Origin of the sequence: Pseudonocardia alni (genome assembly GCF_002813375.1) — a bacterium.
Classification (GTDB): Bacteria; Actinomycetota; Actinomycetes; order Mycobacteriales; family Pseudonocardiaceae; genus Pseudonocardia; species Pseudonocardia alni.
Window position 1 is genome coordinate 5,468,523 of the sequence record NZ_PHUJ01000003.1, and the last position, 15,603, is coordinate 5,484,125.

The window sequence follows — 15,603 nt, forward strand, 5'->3', positions numbered from 1 at the left end:
AGCGCACCGCGGGGATCGACAGGGGAGGGATCGGCGATGACAGGAGTACTGGAACGGCGGGCCGCGACGACCGAGCCGGTGGCGGGGATCCTGTCCCACGTCCTGGGTTCCACGCGTGAGCTGCGGGTGGAGGGGTTCGACGGGTCGCGGTCGGGGCCCGACGACGCCCCGGTCACGTTGCGGGTCAAATCGCCCCGGGCGCTGGCCCGGCTGGTGAGCGCCCCGGGCTCGCTCGGGCTGGCCCGGGCGTACGTGACCGAGGAGCTCGACGTGGAGGGGGACCTCTACACCGCGCTGCGGGCGATGGCCGAGGTGACGTTGCACTCGATCCCGCGCCGGGAGCAGCTGTGGCTGGCGCGCCGGCTGCTGCCCTACTGGCGCGAGCACCGGATGCCGCCGCCCGACCTGGAGGCCCGCCCCAAGGGGCTGCTGCACTCCAAGCGGCGCGACTCGCAGGCCATCTCGCACCACTACGACGTGTCCAACCGGTTCTACGAGTTCGTGCTCGGGCCGTCGATGACCTACACCTGCGCGGCCTACCCCGACGCCGACGCGTCGCTGGAGACCGCACAGGCCACCAAGTACGAGCTGGTGGCGACCAAGCTGGACCTGAAGCCGGGGATGCGGCTGCTCGACGTCGGCTGCGGCTGGGGCGGCATGGTCCGCCACGCCGCCCGCGAGCACGGCGTCCGCGCGCTCGGGGTGACCCTGTCCCGCGAGCAGGCCGCCTGGGCGCAGGAGGCCATCGAGCGGGAGGGCCTGTCCGAGCTGGCCGAGGTCCGGCACCTCGACTACCGCGACGTCCCCGACGGCGTCTACGACGCGGTGTCCTCGATCGGCCTGACCGAGCACATCGGCAAGGCCAACCTGGACTCCTACTTCGCGTCGATGTACGCCAAGCTCCGGCCGGGCGGGCGGATGCTGAACCACTGCATCACCCAGCCGCACCGGCCCGACCACCGTCACACCGACCCGTTCATCCACCGTTACGTGTTCCCCGACGGGGAGCTGGAGCCGGTCGCGGCGCTGGTGGACGCGATGAACGAGGCCGGCTTCGAGATCCGGCACGAGGAGAACCTGCGCGAGCACTACGCCATGACGCTGCGGGACTGGGGCGCGAACCTGGAGCGCAACTGGACCGACGCCGTCGCCGAGGTCGGTGTCGGGCGGGCCCGGGTGTGGCGGCTCTACATGGCAGCGTGCCGGCTGGGCTTCGAGCTGAACAACATCCAGCTGCACCAGGTGCTGGGTGTGAAGCTCGCCGACGGCGGGGCCGCCGGGTTCCCGCTGCGCGGGGAGCACGGGGCGTACTAGGGGAGTCGGCGGAGACGGCGCGCGGCCGCGACGGCCTGCGCGCCGTACCCGCCCCCGAACAGCACGGCGTGCACCAGCAGCGGGAACAGCTGGTGCAGGTGGACCCGCTCGCGCCACCCGTCGGCGAGCGGGGAGTGCTCGTCGTAGGCGGCGAGGACGACGTCGAGGTGCGGCAGCCCGAACAGGTCCAGCATCGCGAGGTCGGACTCGCGGTGGCCGCCGTGCGCGGCCGGGTCGATCAGCCACGCAGCGCCGTCGCCGCCCCCGTCGCCCGACCAGAGCACGTTGCCGGACCAGAGGTCGCCGTGCAGCCGGGCCGGCGGCTCGTCCGGACCGGCCAGGGCACCGATCCGCCCGCACACGTCGTCGACGGCGGCGGCGCCGGCCGGGTCGAGGGCGCCGCGGTCCCGGGCGGCCCGCAGGTAGGGCAGCACCCGGTCGGTGGCGAACCAGTCGGCCCACGGGCCGTCGTGCGGACGGTTCTCCATCCGCGTGTGCCCGATCCACGCCCGCGCCGGCCCGCCCGGCGGCGGGGCACCGAACGCGTCGGCGCCCGCGGCGTGCAGCGTCGCCAGCTCCCGGCCGAACCGCTCCGCGGCGCCGGGCGTCGCCCGGCCCGGGGGGACGAGCTCGGTGACCAGGACCGCGTCGTCGGCGCCGAGCACACGGGGGACCGGCGGTCCGCCCGGCACCGCGATCCAGCGCATCCCGGCGGCCTCGGCCGGGGCCGCGCCCGGGTCCGCCGAGGCGTCCTTGACCACGACGACGGTGCCGTCGTCCAGGGTCGCGTGCGGGGGGTGCCCGGCCGGCCCGTCGCGCACCGCACGACCGGTCAGCCGGGCGACGCGGTCGGTCATGCGTTCCGGGTGACGTGCTCGACCAGGCCCGGCATCGCCGCGACGATCATGGCGTGGACCTCGGCGAACCCGTCCGGGCCGCCGTAGTAGGGGTCGGGCACCTCGGCACCCGCGGGGGCTGCCGGGTCGAACGAGCGCAGCAGTCGGACCCGCTTGGGATCGGGCACCGACTGCTCGAGGGTCCGCAGGTGCCCCATGTCCAGCGCCACCAGCAGGTCCGCGGAGAGGATCTCCGAGTCGACCTGGCGGGCGCTGTGGGCGGTGTCGTGACCGTGCTCGGCCAGCACCTGGGCGGCGCGCTCGTCCATGGGCTGCCCGATGTGCCAGTGGCCGGTCCCGGCGCTGGTCACGCGCACCCGGTCGGCCAGCCCGGCGGCCTCGACCTCGGCGGCGAGGATCTTCTCGGCGATCGGGGACCGGCAGATGTTGCCGGTACAGACGAAGACGACGTTCACTGCGACGTTCCTCCGGGGAGCGGGGGCACCGACGTCGACCCTGACGCTCGGGTGTGGTGGCCGGGCCATTGTCCACCGCGCACCGGTGCGCGCCGTAGGGTGGCCCGATGCCGTTCGATCACCATGCGGCCGGGACGGATCACGCGGGCGGGCACGACCTGCGGCACCACGGCGACGCCGAGGCCACCGACGGGCTCGTCGACTTCGCCGTCAACGTGATCGGCGACGGCCCCCCGCCCTGGCTGCGGGACCGGCTCGTCGCGACCCTGGACGGTCTCGGCCGCTACCCGCGGGCCGACCACGACGCCCGCGCCCGCGCCACCGTCGCGGCGCGGCACGGCCGCCACGCGGACGAGGTGCTGGTGCTCGCGGGCAGCGCGGAGGGATTCGCGCTGCTCCCGTCGCTGCGCCCCCGGCTCGCTGCCGTCGTGCACCCCGGGTTCACCGAGCCGGAGGCCGCGCTGCGCGGCGGCGGGGTGGACGTGGTGCGGGTGCTGACCGACGCCGCGACCGGGCACGCGCTCGACCCGGCCGCGGTGCCCGAGGAGGCCGACCTCGTCGTCGTCGGGAACCCGACGAACCCCACCGGGGTGCTGCACCCGGCCGCCGCGCTGCGCGCGCTCGCCCGCCCGGGACGGACCGTGCTCGTCGACGAGGCGTTCGCCGACGCCGTCCCCGGCGAGCCGGAGACACTCGCCGGCGACGCCGGCGTGCCCGGCCTGCTGGTGTTCCGCTCGCTGACCAAGACCTGGGCGCTGGCCGGGCTGCGCGCCGGCTACGCGCTCGGCGCCCCCGAGCTGCTGGCCCGGCTCGCCGCGACCCGCCCGCTGTGGCCGGTCTCCACCCCCGCCCTGGAGGCGGTCATCGCCTGCTGCGAGCCCGATGCGGTCTCCGCCGCGGACCGGACGGCCCGCGAGCTCGCCGCACACCGCGTCTCCATGGCCGCGGCGCTGTCGGGCCTCGACGGCGTCGGCGTGTCGGCGGGGCCCGCCCCGTACCTGCTGCTGCACCTGCCCGACGGCACCGGCGAGGCGGTGCGGCGCATGCTGCGCGAGGCCGGGATCGCGGTGCGCCGCGGCGACACCTTCCCCGGTCTCGGGCCCGACCACCTGCGCGTCGCGGTCCGCCCGCCGGAGACGGTCCGCCGCCTCGTCGAGTCCCTCGACGCCGCACTGCGCCGGCTGGCGGTGTCGGCGTGAGCACGGTGCGCGACGTCGTCGCCGCCCTCGACGCCGCCTACCCGCCCCGGCTGGCCATGGACTGGGACGCGGTCGGCCTGGTCTGCGGCGACCCCGACGACACCGTCTCCCGGGTGCTGTTCGCCGTCGACCCCACCCCGGAGACCGTCGACGAGGCGATCTCCTCCGGCGCCCAGCTGCTGGTCACCCACCACCCACTGCTGCTCCGCGGGGTGCACGGCGTCGGCGCCGACACCCCCAAGGGCGCCCTGCTGCACCGGCTGATCCGGGCCGGGGTCGCGCTGTTCACCGCGCACACCAACGCCGACGTCGCCGACCCGGGCGTCTCCGACGCGCTCGCCGCCGCCCTCGGGCTGACCGTGTCCGGCCCGCTGGAACCGGAGCCCGGCCCGGCCCTGGACAAGATCGTCACGTTCGTGCCGGTCGGCCCGTCGATCGCCGCCGTGCACACCGCCCTGTCCGACGCCGGTGCCGGCGCGATCGGCAACTACTCGCACTGCTCGTTCGCCACCGCCGGGACCGGCCAGTTCCTTCCCCTCGACGGCGCCGCCCCGGTCATCGGGTCGGTCGGCCGCCTGGAGCGCGTCGCGGAGACCCGGCTGGAGATGGTGCTGCCCCGGTCGCGGCGCCGCGACGTCGTCGCCGCGCTGCGGGCCGCGCACCCCTACGAGGAACCGGCCTTCGACCTGCTGGAGATGGCGCCGCTGCCGTCGTCGCTGGGGCTGGGCCGGGTCGGCGAGCTCACCGCCGCCGAGCCGTTCGCGGCATTCACCCGCCGGGTCGCCGCGGCGCTGCCCGCCACCGCATGGGGGGTGCGCGGTGCCGGGGACCCGGAGCGCCCGATCCGCCGGGTCGCGGTCTGCGGCGGCGCCGGGGACTCGGCCCTGGACTCGGCCGCCCGGGCCGGCGTCGACGCGTTCGTCACCGCCGACCTGCGCCACCACCCCGCGTCCGAGCACGCGCTCGCCGGGACCGGCCCCGGCGGCCCGACCCCCGCGCTGGTCGACGTCGCCCACTGGGCCTCGGAGTGGCCGTGGTGCGGGCAGGCGGCCGGGGTCGTGGCCGAGGCCCTCGCAGGTAGCGTCTCGGTCGCGGTCTCGCGGGCCCGTACCGACCCCTGGACCACCGCCGCCCCGAGCAGCGGATCCGACACGACAGCAGGACAACCGGAGGCGAGTGCATGAAGGCCGATCCCACCGCGCAGGCGAAGCTGGTGACGCTGGCCGAGGTGGACGCCGAGATCGGCCGGCTCACCCACCGGCGCTCGACGCTGCCCGAACTCGCGCAGCTGGACGAGGCCGAGCAGCGGGTCCGTGCGGCGCGCGACGCCCTGGTCCGCGCCGAGACCCGCGCCGGTGACCTCGACCGCGACATCGCCCGGCTCGAACGCGACATCGACGGTGTCCGGGCCCGCACCGAGCGCGACCACACCCTGCTCGCCGGCTCGGGCATCTCCGCGAAGCAGGCCACCGAGCTGCAGCACGAACTCGACACCCTCGCCCGCCGCCAGGGCGTCCTGGAGGACGAGCAGCTGGGGATCATGGAGGAGCGCGAGGCCGTCGGGATCGAGCTCGACCACGCCCGCGGCGAGCTGGCCGAGGCCGAGACCGCCCTCGGCGAGGTGACCGCGAAGCGCGAGTCCGCCGAGGGCGACATCGACGCCACCCGCGCCGGGCGCGACCGCGCCCGCACCGAGGTCGTCGCCGCGTTGCCCGCGGACCTGCTCGCCGACTACGAGCGCATCCGCGCCGGCGGCCGGGTCGCGGCCGGACAGCTGCGCGAGTCCCGCTGCGGCGCGTGCCGGCTCGAGCTCGACCGGACCTTCCTCGGGCAGGTCCGCACGGCGGCCGCCGACGAGGTCGTCCACTGCGAGGAGTGCGGCGCGATCCTGGTGCGTGGCAGGTGAGGCTGGTCGTCGAGGCGGACGGCGGCTCCCGCGGCAACCCCGGGCCCGCCGGCTACGGCGCGGTCGTGCTCGACGCCGGCGCACGCCAGGTGCTCGGTGAGGTCTACGACGGCCTCGGGACCACCACCAACAACGTCGCCGAGTACCGCGGCCTGATCGCCGGGCTGAGGGCCGCCCGCGACCTGGGGGCCACCGAGGTCGAGGCGCGGATGGACTCCAAGCTCGTCGTCGAGCAGATGAGCGGGCGCTGGAAGATCAAGCACCCGCCGCTGCAGGAGCTCGCCGACACCGCCCGCGAGCTGGCCGCGGGCTTCGACGCGGTCACCTTCGTGTGGATCCCGCGCAAGGACAACGCCCGCGCCGACGCGCTCGCCAACCGGGCGATGGACGGGGAGTCGAACCCCAGCCTGGACCCGTCCGGCGCGGTGGGACCGGCGCCGAAGCCGCCCGCGAACGCGACCGCGTCGACGGACTCCGCGGCCGCCGCGGCCGCGTGGACCGGGCAGACGGGCTCCCCGACGCGGCTGATCCTGCTGCGCCACGGCCAGACCGAGCTGTCGGTCGAGCGCCGCTACTCCGGCCACGGCGATCCCGAGCTGACCGAGCTGGGCCAGAAGCAGGCCGCCGCCGCGGCCCGCGCGCTGGCGACCCGGCTGTCGGGCCAGGGCGTCGAACCGGCCGTGGTGCTGTCCTCGCCGCTGCGCCGGGCCCGCCAGACCGCGGCCGCCGTCGCCGAGACGACCGGGGCCGACCTCGAGGTCCGCGACCGCCTGATCGAGACCGACTTCGGTGGCTGGGAGGGTCTCACCTTCACCGAGGCCCGCGAGCGCGACCCCGAGCTGCACGGCCGCTGGCTCGGATCCGCCGACGTCGAACCGCCGGGCGGCGAGAGCTTCCGCGCGGTGGGGGAGCGGGTCGAGGCCGAGCGGGCCCGGATCGTCGAGGAGTTCGCCGGTCGGACGGTGGTCCTGGTCAGCCACGTCACGCCGATCAAGATGCTGCTGCGCACCGCGCTCGGCGCCGGCGACGAGGTGCTCTACCGCATGCACCTGGACCTGGCCTGCCTCAACATCGCCGACTTCTACCCCGACGGGGGCGCCTCGGTGCGTCTGGTCAACGAGACGTCCTACCTGGACGACCTCCGGTAGTCACCGGCCCGTCACCGCCTGCTGGATCGATACCGTCCTGCCCCGTTCGGGCGGTGTCGACTCCGGACAGTTGTCCCCCTTCCTCACCTGAGCGATGCTTCGTGTGCACCGTACGGGGTGGTCAACCTACGGAGCGTGAACGACAGTCTCGGTGTCGGCGGGGAACAGGGAGACGGTGAGGACAGCGATGTCGCAGATCCACGAGCACGACTACGGCTACGACCTGGCACACGAGATGAAGGTGATCGCGCGGCTGCCCCAGCAGCGGCGCGGCAGCTCACGCCCGATGGGTGTCCCGGCCCGCGAGATGGACCCGGACACCGACCTCGGCCACGACATGGCCCACGAGTTCTGATCCCTGCCCACCGTCCGCGACCGGCCCCGCCCCTTCCGGGTGGGGCCGTCGTGCCGTCCGGGCCGTGCCGCTACCGGGGAAGCACCGCGAGCCCGGCCCAGAGCGCGGTCGTCGCGGCGAGCAGGCCCAGCGGGACGGTGAGCACCCCCAGGCGCAGGAACGTGCCGAGCTGCGGCGGGTCGCCGTAACCGGTGGCGATACGCCGCCACAGCAGCGTCGCGAGCGACCCGGCGTAGGTCAGGTTCGGCCCGATGTTGACGCCCAGCAGCATCGCCAGCACCAGGCCGGGGTGCGCGGCCGGGCCGAGTGCGGTGAGCAGCACCAGCGTCGCGGGCAGGTTGTTCACCACGTTCGCCAGCACCGCCGCGACGGCCGCGGTGACCAGCAGCCCGGTCAGGTCCGGGGTGGCGGGCAGCAGCGCACCGATCCAGCCCGACAGCCCCTGCGCACCGATCCCGGCGACGACCACGCCCAGGGCCAGCACGAACAGGCAGAACCCGGGGGAGGCCGCGGCGACCAGGCGCAGCGGCCCGGTCTCGCGCCGCACCAGCGCCCGCACCGCCAGCACCGCGGCCCCGGCTGCGGCGACCCAGCCCGGTTCGACGCCCAGCGGCGAGGCCACCGCGAACCCGGCCAGGGTCAGCCCGAGCACCACCAGCGCGACGACCGGCGCGGCCGGCGCGGGCACCGCGGGACCGGCCGGGGCCGGCTCCGGCTCCGAGGCGAGGTCGCGCCGGAACACCCACCGCAGCACCAGGTACTCGACGACGATCACCGCCACCCACGGCCCGACCATCAGCCCCGCGAAGGTCAGGAACCCCACCCCCGACGCCGAGAACGCCAGCAGGTTCGTCAGGTTCGACACCGGCAGCAGCCCGGACGCCGAGTTCGACAGGTGGGCGCAGGCGAACGAGTGCGGCCGCGACGCCACCCCCAGCCGGGCCGCCGTCGCCAGCACCACCGGGGTCAGCAGGACCACCGTCGCGTCCAGGCTCAGCACCGCGGTCGTCCCGGCCGCCGCGGCGAAGACGGCGACCAGCAGCCGTCGCGGGGACCCGGCCGACGCCGTCGCCAGCCGCGCGCCCAGCCAGCGGAACACGCCCTCGGCGTCGGCGAGGTGCCCGAGCAGCAGGATCGCGGCGAGGAACCCGACGGTCGGGGCGAGCTCGCCGATCTCGGTCCACGCCCCGGCCGGGGTCACCAGCCCGGCGACGACGGCGACCAGTGCCGCCGGGACCGCGACCACGGCCTCGGGCAGCCCGAACGGGCGCAGCGTCGCGGCGGCCAGGACCGCGGCCAGCAGGGCGACCGCCAGCAGGAGGCTCACGTGAACAGCAGCGCGACGCCGACGGCCAGGCCCAGCAGGACCACCGCCCAGCGCAGCAGGGTCTCCGGCATCCGCCGCGCGACCAGTGCGCCGACGTAGCCGCCGACCAGCGTGGTCGGCGCGAGCAGCGCGACGGCGAGCCAGTCGACCGGGGCGCCGAGGGCGAACACGACGACCGTCACCGTCGCGACGACCAGCGACAGCACGCCCTTGAGCGCGTTGAGCCTGCGCAGCTCGTCGTGGGCGAACAGCGACAGTGCCGAGATCAGCACCACGCCCAGGGCGCCGCCGAAGTAGCCGCCGTAGACCGCGGCGAGGAACACCGCGACCAACAGTGCCGGGGTGCGGTCCCGCCCCCGGGCGGCCGGGTCGCCGATCCGGCGCTTGAGCCACGGCCCGACCGCCATCGTGAGGCTGGCCAGGATCACCAGGACGGGCACGACGGCGTCGAACACGCTGCTGGGCAGCACCAGCAGCAGGGTGCAGCCCACTCCGCTGCCCAGCGCCGCGGCGACCGCGGTGACCGCGATCCGCCTGCCCTGTCCGGGCAGCTCACGGCGGGCCCCGAGCACCAGCCCGGCGTAGCCGGGCCACTGGGCGACCGAATTGGTGACGTTCGCCGCCAGCGGCGGGAACCCCACCCCGAGCAGCGCCGGGAACACCAGCAGCGACCCGCCGCCCGCGACGGCGTTCACCGCACCCGCGAGCAGCCCGGCCACCAGCAGGAACACCAGCGCCCACGGCTGGGAGAGGTCGATCACCACCGGACGGTATCCCGGTGCAACGCCGCGGTCCTCCCCGGCAGCCGACCGTGCGGGTCCGTAGCCTGGAACCCATGACCGCTGCCACCGAGATCGCGTTCGAGAACACCTTCGTCCGCGACCTGGACGGGCTCTACCTGCCCTGGCAGGCCGCCCCGGCGCCGGACGCACGGCTGGTGCTGCTCAACGAGTCCCTGGCCGGTGAGCTGGGCCTCGACCCGGCGCAGCTGCGCACCCCCGAGGGCGTCGCGCTGCTCACCGGCACGACCGTGCCCGACTCGGCGACGACCGTCGCGCAGGCGTATGCCGGGCACCAGTTCGGCAACTACTCGCCGCGGCTCGGCGACGGGCGTGCGCTGCTCGTCGGCGAGCTGGTCACCCCCGACGGCGTCCGCCGCGACCTGCACCTCAAGGGGTCCGGACGTACCCCGTTCGCCCGCGGCGGCGACGGGAGGGCCCCGCTCGGGCCGATGCTGCGCGAGTACGTGATCTCCGAGGCGATGCATGCGCTGGGGGTGCCCTCCACGCGGTCGCTGGCCGTCGTCGCCACCGGCGAGCCCGTGCTGCGCGACCGCGGCCCGGAGCCGGGCGCCGTGCTCGCCCGCACCGCGGCCAGCCACCTGCGGGTGGGGACCTTCCAGTTCGCGGCCGCCACGGGGGAGATCGACGTGCTGCGCCGGCTCGCGGAGTACGCGATCGCCCGGCACCACCCGCAGGCGTCCTCGCCGCTGGAGCTCTACCGCGCGGTGATCGCCGTCCAGGCCGGGCTCGTCGCGCGCTGGATGCAGATCGGGTTCGTGCACGGCGTCATGAACACCGACAACATGACGATCTCCGGCGAGACCATCGACTACGGCCCGTGCGCCTTCCTCGACGCCCACGACCCGGCGACCTGGTACTCCTCGATCGACTCCGGTGGCCGCTACGCCTACGGCAACCAGCCCGGCATCGCCCAGTGGAACCTCGCCCGGCTCGGCGAGTCGCTGCTGGGGCTGTTCGCCGACTCCCAGGAGGAGGCGGTGCGCCTCGCGACCGAGGAGCTGGCGGGCTTCGCCGACGCCTACCTCGCCGCCCGGGACCGCGGCTACCTCGCCAAGATCGGCGTCGGGACCCCGGAGCTGCTCGCCGACCTGTTCGCGGTGATCGAGGACCAGAAGCCCGACCACACCCTGTTCTTCCGACGGCTGTCCGAGGCCGCCCGGGGCGACGCCGGGCCGGTCCGCGCCCTGCTCTCCGACCCGGCCGCGCTGGACCCGTGGCTGGAGTCCTGGCGGGCCGCCGGTCCGGACGCCGACGCAATGGACCGGGTCAACCCGGTCTACGTGCCGCGCAACCACCTGGTCGAGGAGGCGCTGGGCGCCGCCGTCGAGGGGGACCTGGAGCCGGTGCAGTGGCTGCTGCAGGTCCTCGCGCACCCGTTCACCGAGCGCGAGGGCTACGAGCGCTACGCCCAGCCCGCGGGGCCGGACTCGCCGCCGTTCACGACGTTCTGCGGGACGTGAGCAGCGAGCACTGCGCGACCGTGACCAGCCAGTCCCGGTAGCGGCGACGTCGACCTCACCCGGCGCATCCCGAGCGACCTGATCCTCGCCGCCGCGGCGGCCGACCCGCGGATCGCGCCGGCGCTCGGGCCCTACCTCGCGATGCTCGCCGGCCCGGAGTCCCTCGACCCGGTGGAGCCGCTCGCCCGCGCCGTCTACCAGGGCGGATGGCGCGCGCCGCTCGCCGACGGCCCCGGCGGCGACGAACTGGCGGAGGTCGTGCGGGCCGCCGTCGCGGCGTGAGTATCCTCGTGTACGCGGACGAGTCGGTCGGGCGGCCGCGGCGGGACCTCCGGGTCCCGCCGAGGAAAGTCCGGACTCCACAGGGCAGGGTGGTTGTCAACGGCAACCCGGGGCGACCCGCGGGACAGTGCCACAGAGAACAGACCGCCACGCGGCTCCCCGGAGCCGCGGGGTAAGGGTGAAACGGTGGTGTAAGAGACCACCAGCACCCCGGGTGACCGGGGTGGCTCGGTAAACCCCACCCGGAGCAAGGTCGAGAGGCCGTACGTGTACGGCTGCGCAGGCGCATGAGGGCTGCCCGCCCGAGCCTGCGGGTGGACCGCTGGAGCCTGCCGGCGACGGCAGGCCGAGATGGATGGTCGCCGAACGGAGCACCGTGAGGTGCCCGGGAACAGGATCCGGCTTACAGACCGGCTCGTCCGCACCCCAGCCCTGCCCGCGCCCGATCCCCGCCGGGCACCCGGTCCGCGACCGGGGCCGGCACCGGCGCGAGGTCGTGACCACGCCGTCCGGGGCGCCGGGGAGGACCGGGACGGCCTGACTCCTGTGGCCCGCGTGGGTCGGGTCAGCTCGTCGCCGGGCCGGGGGCCAGTGCGGTCCTGACGGCGAACCCGCCGAGCACGGTGCCGGCCACCCACCGCTGGACCGTCATCGCCCGCGGCCGTGCGGCCAGGAACCCCGAGACGGACGCGGCGGTGAGGACGATCAGCCCGTTGACGGTCACCGCGACGGCGATCTGGACCGCTCCGAGCTGCAGGAGCTGGCTCCCGGTGGCGCCGTCGGCGGGGTCGACGAACTGGGGCAGCAGCGCGGCGTACATCAGCGCGATCTTCGGGTTCAGGAGGTTCGTGAGCAGCCCCATGCCGAACAGGCGCCGGTCGCGCTCGGGCGCGAGGTCGCGGGCCTCGAACGGTGACCGTCCGCCGGGGCGCAGCATGCCCCAGGCGAGCCAGGCGAGGTAGAGCCCCCCCGCGATCCTGACCGCGGTGTAGGCGGCGGGGACGGCGACGAACAGCGCCGAGAGCCCGGCTGTCGCGGCGAGGAGGTAGCAGAGGAAGCCGACCGCGGTACCGGCGAGCGACACGAGTCCGGCGCGCCGGCCCTGTGAGATCGCCCGGGAGGTCAGGTACACCATGTTCGGCCCCGGGGTGAGGACCATGCCGAGGGCGATCACGACGACACCCAGGGCTGCGGACGGTTCGATCACGGCGACTCCTCACCGAACGGCTGGTGATCGGGAGCGAATCACGGCGACGGTCTGCGGACCAGTGGATTCCCGGGTGTGCTGTGTCGCTCGGACGGCTCCGGGACCGGGCTCGCGGGCCGGGGCCCCGCGCGGACGGGGGCGTGGCGGCGTGGTCGCCCCGGGCACGTTTGACGATCTGCCGGTGAGCAGCACCCGCGACCTCCGCGTCGTCGCGCTGGGGGACTCCGTCGTGGCCGGTGTCGGTGACCCCGACTGCCGGGGGTGGTTCGGCCGCCTGGTGGCGGCGGTCGGGCGCCGGGGCGTCCCGACGACCGCCTACAACCTGGGGATCCGCCGCAACACCAGCAGCGACGTCCTCGCCCGCTGGGAGCGCGAGACGGGCGCACGCCGTGCCCCCGGGTGCGACGAGCGCCTGGTCCTGTCCTTCGGTGTGAACGACGGCGTCGAGGAGGACGGCCGGTGCCGGGTGGAGCCGGACGTCACGGTCGCGAACCTGACCCGGCTGCTCGCCGGGGCCGAGGCCGCGGGCCTGCCGGCCTTCGTCGTCGGACCCCCGCCGATCGCCGACGCCGCGGTGAACCGGCGGGTGCGGGACCTGACCGCGCGGTTCCTCGGGGTGTGCGACGCCGCCGGGGTGCCCTTCGTCGACGTGTTCGATGCGCTGTCGGCCGACGAGGTGTGGACGACCGGGGTCCGCGACGGAGACGGCGCCCACCCCGGTGCCGACGGCTACGACCGCCTCGCCCGGCTCGCGATGCCGGCGTGGCTGTCGTGGATCGGCGCGGCCCGGTAGCGGATCCGCACGCGCTCCTCTGCCGTCGAGGACCGGACCTGACCGCATCGGGCGGCACAGTCGTCCTCGAACCGCCCCCGAGCACCCGGAGGACCCCATGTACGCACCCGCCCGCCACGACGAGGTCACCGGCCTCCTGAACTACATCGACCAGCAGCTCACGGCGATCCGCTCCGCGCTCCTCGGCCTCACCGAGGAACAGGCCCGCGCGACGCCGTGCGGCAGCGCGCTGTCCGTCGGTGGCCTGGTCAAGCACGCCGCCTACTGCATGCGCGGCGCGCTGGACCGGCTGACCGCTGACGTCACCGAGCAGCCGCTCGACGCGGCCGCGGTCGCCCTGTTCACCGGCAGCTTCACCGTCGGCGACGACGAGACCGTCGCCGCGACCGTCGAGGAGTTCGACCGGGTCCGGGCCGAGCTGCTCGCCACCGTCGCGAAGACCGACCCGGCCGGCGACTCGACCGCCCCGCCCGCCCCCTGGCACGGGATCCACGACGCGCGGCCGATCCACGCCCGCTACTACCTGGTGCACCTGGTCGAGGAGTTCGCCCGGCACGCGGGGCACGCCGACATCCTCCGCGAGCAGATCGACGGCGTCGCGGTGCCCGCGCTGGTGCTCACCCTCGCCGGGGCGCCCGCCAACGACTTCTTCCAGCCCTACGAGGCGGCGCCGGGCACGCTGCTGGCCTGAACCGGGCGGTATCCCCGGGCGTCCCCGGTCGTTGATCCCCACGACCGGCTTCGGGGAGGGCGGATGCGTCGAGGACGACGGAACGGACTGATCGCCACGGCCGCGGCCGTCGTCGCGCTCGTGGGGCTCGCCTCGCTGCAGCCCGCCGTCGCGGTCGGCCCGTTCGGCCCGTCGGGGCGGGTGACCGTCACCCCGGCGGCGTCGAACCAGTTCGCCGGGACCCTCGACGAGGGTTCCGGCAGCCGCGGGTTCACCGCCCGCCACGGCGCCCCGCCCGACGGCGGCAGCGGAGCCCTCGAGCTGCGCACCCCGGGCGACGGGGACAAGCGTCAGTACGTCACCGACGAGGTCGCCGGGCCGTTGTCCCGGTTCACCGACGCGAGCTACTGGGCCTACCGCGACCCGGCGTCGTCGAGCGGGGCGATGCCGTCGTTCGCGATCGCCGTCGACGTGAACGGCGGCACCCTGGAGGCCGGCGACCTGTACGTCCTCACCTACCTGCCCGACCGGGCCCCGACCGGCACCTGGACCCGCTACGACGTCGGGTCCGGCACCTACTGCACGACACAGCAGATCGGCCGGGTCGACGCCTACCGGCAGTGCCGCGACGGCGGCGAGCAGCGCACGCTGGCCGACATCATGGCCGCGTACCCGGACATGACCGCCTACGCCGCCGGGTTCAACCAGGGCGGCGGCGACGCCGGGCTGGTCTCGGCCGTCGACCTGCTCCGGGTCGGCGGGCGGACCTACGACTTCGAGCCCGCCTGAGCCGGTCGCGGCGACCTCAGGACACGCAGAACTCGTTGCCCTCGGGGTCGCACAGGGTGGTGGTGACCGGGCCGCGGTCGGCCGTCGTCCACAGCACCCGGGCGCCGAGCGCGACCAGGCGCTCCACCTCCGCGGGGGCCTCCTCCGGGCCGACCTGCAGGTCCAGGTGCACCCGGTTCTTGGCCGACTTCGGCTCCGGCACCCGCTGTACGAACAGCCGCGGACCCGGCCCGCGGGCGGTGGCGACGTCGCGGAAGCCGCGGCGGTCGCCGTCGACGAGCACGTCGGCCTCGCCGAGGTGGCCCGCGGCCAGCAGACCGTCGACGACGGCGGTGTGGTCCTCCACCTCGTAGCCGAGGGCGGCCGCCCAGAACCGCGCGAGGGCATGCGGGTCGGCGGCGTCGAACGCGATCTGCAGGGTCGGGGTCACGGCGACCATCCTGGCCGCTGATGCGGACAGCGGGTGTCCGCATCGGCGCGAGCGGAACCGCTCGGGCGGAACTGTCGGGGGTCCGGTGCAGCATGCGTCCCGACCCACCCCCGAGCACCGGAGGCCCCCGTGGACCAGCCCGTCACCGCGGACCCCGTCATGGACGCCGTCGGCGCCGCCGTCGAGGCGGGCCGTGCCGGTGACCGGGCCGGGGCCCGCGCCCGGTTCGAGGCCCTGTGGGAGCAGGTGACCGCCGACGGCGACCCGTTCCACCGGTGCACGCTGGCCCACTACGCCGCGGACGTGCAGGACGACCCGGCCGCCGAGCTGGTGTGGGACGAGCGCGCCCTGGCCGCCGCCGAGGAGCTGACCGACGAGCGGGCGCAGCGCCACCACGCCGGGCTGACGGTCGGCGGGTTCCTGCCGTCGCTGCACCTGAACCTGGCCGACGTGCACCGTCGCCTCGGCTGCGACGACCGGGCGCGCCACCACCTGACCCGGGCCCGGGACCGGGTGGGGGCGCTGCCCGACGACGGCTACGGCGCGATGATCCGCGCCGGGATCGACCGCTGCGGCGAGCGCCTCGACCTCGGGGACCGCACGTGAGC

General features: G+C 75.5%; 18 protein-coding genes and 1 other RNA gene. 13 read left to right on the forward strand and 6 right to left on the reverse strand.

Annotated elements, in window-relative coordinates; genetic code table 11:
• Positions 1 to 36 precede the first annotated feature (36 nt).
• Positions 37 to 1,314: a class I SAM-dependent methyltransferase gene (locus ATL51_RS26840; RefSeq protein ID WP_237454038.1), complete on the forward strand. Its 1,278-nt coding sequence runs from the start codon at positions 37 to 39 to the stop codon at positions 1,312 to 1,314.
• On the opposite strand, the gene ATL51_RS26845 is transcribed toward ATL51_RS26840, so the two are convergent.
• Entirely contained in the window at positions 1,311 to 2,171 is an 861-nt protein-coding gene (locus tag ATL51_RS26845; protein ID WP_100880315.1) for a fructosamine kinase family protein, read from the reverse strand. The genes ATL51_RS26840 and ATL51_RS26845 overlap by 4 nt on opposite strands.
• Entirely contained in the window at positions 2,168 to 2,626 is a 459-nt protein-coding gene (locus tag ATL51_RS26850) for a low molecular weight protein-tyrosine-phosphatase (protein WP_073577072.1), read from the reverse strand. The genes ATL51_RS26845 and ATL51_RS26850 overlap by 4 nt, the downstream gene beginning before the upstream one ends.
• 107 nt (positions 2,627 to 2,733) lie before the next feature.
• On the opposite strand from ATL51_RS26850, the gene cobC reads away from it, so the two are divergent.
• The 5 genes from cobC (at position 2,734) to ATL51_RS28505 (ending at position 7,234) form a co-directional block, all read left to right on the forward strand.
• On the forward strand, positions 2,734 to 3,825 hold the full coding sequence (gene cobC, locus ATL51_RS26855; RefSeq protein ID WP_073577071.1) for an Rv2231c family pyridoxal phosphate-dependent protein CobC: 1,092 nt from the start codon (positions 2,734 to 2,736) through the stop codon (positions 3,823 to 3,825).
• A gap of 56 nt (positions 3,826 to 3,881) precedes the next feature.
• A complete protein-coding gene (locus ATL51_RS26860) occupies positions 3,882 to 5,009 on the forward strand; it encodes a Nif3-like dinuclear metal center hexameric protein (protein ID WP_434094288.1) in 1,128 nt (375 codons plus the stop codon).
• On the forward strand, positions 5,006 to 5,731 hold the full coding sequence (locus tag ATL51_RS26865; RefSeq protein ID WP_073577069.1) for a zinc ribbon domain-containing protein: 726 nt from the start codon (positions 5,006 to 5,008) through the stop codon (positions 5,729 to 5,731). The genes ATL51_RS26860 and ATL51_RS26865 overlap by 4 nt, the downstream gene beginning before the upstream one ends.
• A 2-nt stretch (positions 5,732 to 5,733) precedes the next feature.
• Positions 5,734 to 6,879 (forward strand): bifunctional RNase H/acid phosphatase, encoded by a 1,146-nt coding sequence (locus ATL51_RS26870; protein WP_202416250.1) that lies wholly within the window; start codon positions 5,734 to 5,736, stop codon positions 6,877 to 6,879.
• Positions 6,880 to 7,066: 187 nt separating this feature from the next.
• Positions 7,067 to 7,234 (forward strand): hypothetical protein, encoded by a 168-nt coding sequence (locus ATL51_RS28505; protein WP_020622575.1) that lies wholly within the window; start codon positions 7,067 to 7,069, stop codon positions 7,232 to 7,234.
• Positions 7,235 to 7,304: 70 nt separating this feature from the next.
• Here the strand turns inward: ATL51_RS28505 and ATL51_RS26880 are convergent, their stop codons facing one another.
• Positions 7,305 to 8,561: an SLC13 family permease gene (locus ATL51_RS26880; protein ID WP_167379095.1), complete on the reverse strand. Its 1,257-nt coding sequence runs from the start codon at positions 8,559 to 8,561 to the stop codon at positions 7,305 to 7,307.
• On the reverse strand, positions 8,558 to 9,322 hold the full coding sequence (locus tag ATL51_RS26885) for a sulfite exporter TauE/SafE family protein (protein ID WP_083658913.1): 765 nt from the start codon (positions 9,320 to 9,322) through the stop codon (positions 8,558 to 8,560). Before ATL51_RS26885 ends, ATL51_RS26880 begins: the two co-directional genes overlap by 4 nt.
• A 74-nt stretch (positions 9,323 to 9,396) precedes the next feature.
• On the opposite strand from ATL51_RS26885, the gene ATL51_RS26890 reads away from it, so the two are divergent.
• The 3 genes from ATL51_RS26890 to rnpB all read left to right on the forward strand — a co-directional run bounded on the left by ATL51_RS26890 (position 9,397) and on the right by rnpB (position 11,528).
• Positions 9,397 to 10,824 (forward strand): protein adenylyltransferase SelO, encoded by a 1,428-nt coding sequence (locus tag ATL51_RS26890; RefSeq protein ID WP_073577067.1) that lies wholly within the window; start codon positions 9,397 to 9,399, stop codon positions 10,822 to 10,824.
• A gap of 141 nt (positions 10,825 to 10,965) precedes the next feature.
• The gene (locus ATL51_RS28510) at positions 10,966 to 11,106 is read left to right on the forward strand and encodes a hypothetical protein (protein ID WP_157818543.1); all 141 of its coding nucleotides are present in this window, start codon (positions 10,966 to 10,968) and stop codon (positions 11,104 to 11,106) included.
• A 19-nt stretch (positions 11,107 to 11,125) separates the two neighbouring features.
• Positions 11,126 to 11,528, forward strand: an RNA gene (gene rnpB, locus ATL51_RS26895) — RNase P RNA component class A.
• A 143-nt stretch (positions 11,529 to 11,671) separates the two neighbouring features.
• Here the strand turns inward: rnpB and ATL51_RS26900 are convergent.
• A complete protein-coding gene (locus ATL51_RS26900; protein ID WP_073577066.1) occupies positions 11,672 to 12,313 on the reverse strand; it encodes a LysE family translocator in 642 nt (213 codons plus the stop codon).
• A 181-nt stretch (positions 12,314 to 12,494) separates the two neighbouring features.
• On the opposite strand from ATL51_RS26900, the gene ATL51_RS26905 reads away from it, so the two are divergent.
• The 3 genes from ATL51_RS26905 to ATL51_RS26915 all read left to right on the forward strand — a co-directional run bounded on the left by ATL51_RS26905 (position 12,495) and on the right by ATL51_RS26915 (position 14,565).
• Positions 12,495 to 13,106 (forward strand): GDSL-type esterase/lipase family protein, encoded by a 612-nt coding sequence (locus ATL51_RS26905; protein WP_208623077.1) that lies wholly within the window; start codon positions 12,495 to 12,497, stop codon positions 13,104 to 13,106.
• 97 nt (positions 13,107 to 13,203) lie between these two features.
• Positions 13,204 to 13,797 carry a DinB family protein gene (locus tag ATL51_RS26910; protein WP_073577065.1) on the forward strand — a complete coding sequence of 198 codons (594 nt, stop codon included), beginning with the start codon at positions 13,204 to 13,206 and terminating at the stop codon, positions 13,795 to 13,797.
• Between the two features lie 63 nt (positions 13,798 to 13,860).
• Positions 13,861 to 14,565: a hypothetical protein gene (locus ATL51_RS26915; RefSeq protein ID WP_073577064.1), complete on the forward strand. Its 705-nt coding sequence runs from the start codon at positions 13,861 to 13,863 to the stop codon at positions 14,563 to 14,565.
• A gap of 16 nt (positions 14,566 to 14,581) precedes the next feature.
• On the opposite strand, the gene ATL51_RS26920 is transcribed toward ATL51_RS26915, so the two are convergent.
• Positions 14,582 to 14,995: a VOC family protein gene (locus tag ATL51_RS26920; RefSeq protein WP_208623078.1), complete on the reverse strand. Its 414-nt coding sequence runs from the start codon at positions 14,993 to 14,995 to the stop codon at positions 14,582 to 14,584.
• Positions 14,996 to 15,124: 129 nt separating this feature from the next.
• Between ATL51_RS26920 and ATL51_RS26925 the strand changes: the two genes are divergently transcribed.
• Positions 15,125 to 15,601, forward strand: a complete 477-nt coding sequence (locus tag ATL51_RS26925) for a hypothetical protein (RefSeq protein WP_322789694.1) — start codon at positions 15,125 to 15,127, stop codon at positions 15,599 to 15,601.
• Positions 15,602 to 15,603 lie beyond the last annotated feature (2 nt).

Bases quoted from the DNA above. Each gene is read 5' to 3' on its own strand.
- ATL51_RS26840 (WP_237454038.1), top strand. From the start codon at position 37: ATGACAGGAGTACTGGAACGGCGGGCCGCGACGACCGAGCCGGTGGCG.
- ATL51_RS26845 (WP_100880315.1), bottom strand. From the start codon at position 2,171: ATGACCGACCGCGTCGCCCGGCTGACCGGTCGTGCGGTGCGCGACGGG.
- cobC (WP_073577071.1), top strand. From the start codon at position 2,734: ATGCCGTTCGATCACCATGCGGCCGGGACGGATCACGCGGGCGGGCAC.
- ATL51_RS26860 (WP_434094288.1), top strand. From the start codon at position 3,882: ATGGACTGGGACGCGGTCGGCCTGGTCTGCGGCGACCCCGACGACACC.
- ATL51_RS26865 (WP_073577069.1), top strand. From the start codon at position 5,006: ATGAAGGCCGATCCCACCGCGCAGGCGAAGCTGGTGACGCTGGCCGAG.
- ATL51_RS28505 (WP_020622575.1), top strand. From the start codon at position 7,067: ATGTCGCAGATCCACGAGCACGACTACGGCTACGACCTGGCACACGAG.
- ATL51_RS26890 (WP_073577067.1), top strand. From the start codon at position 9,397: ATGACCGCTGCCACCGAGATCGCGTTCGAGAACACCTTCGTCCGCGAC.
- ATL51_RS28510 (WP_157818543.1), top strand. From the start codon at position 10,966: ATGCTCGCCGGCCCGGAGTCCCTCGACCCGGTGGAGCCGCTCGCCCGC.
- ATL51_RS26910 (WP_073577065.1), top strand. From the start codon at position 13,204: ATGTACGCACCCGCCCGCCACGACGAGGTCACCGGCCTCCTGAACTAC.
- ATL51_RS26915 (WP_073577064.1), top strand. From the start codon at position 13,861: ATGCGTCGAGGACGACGGAACGGACTGATCGCCACGGCCGCGGCCGTC.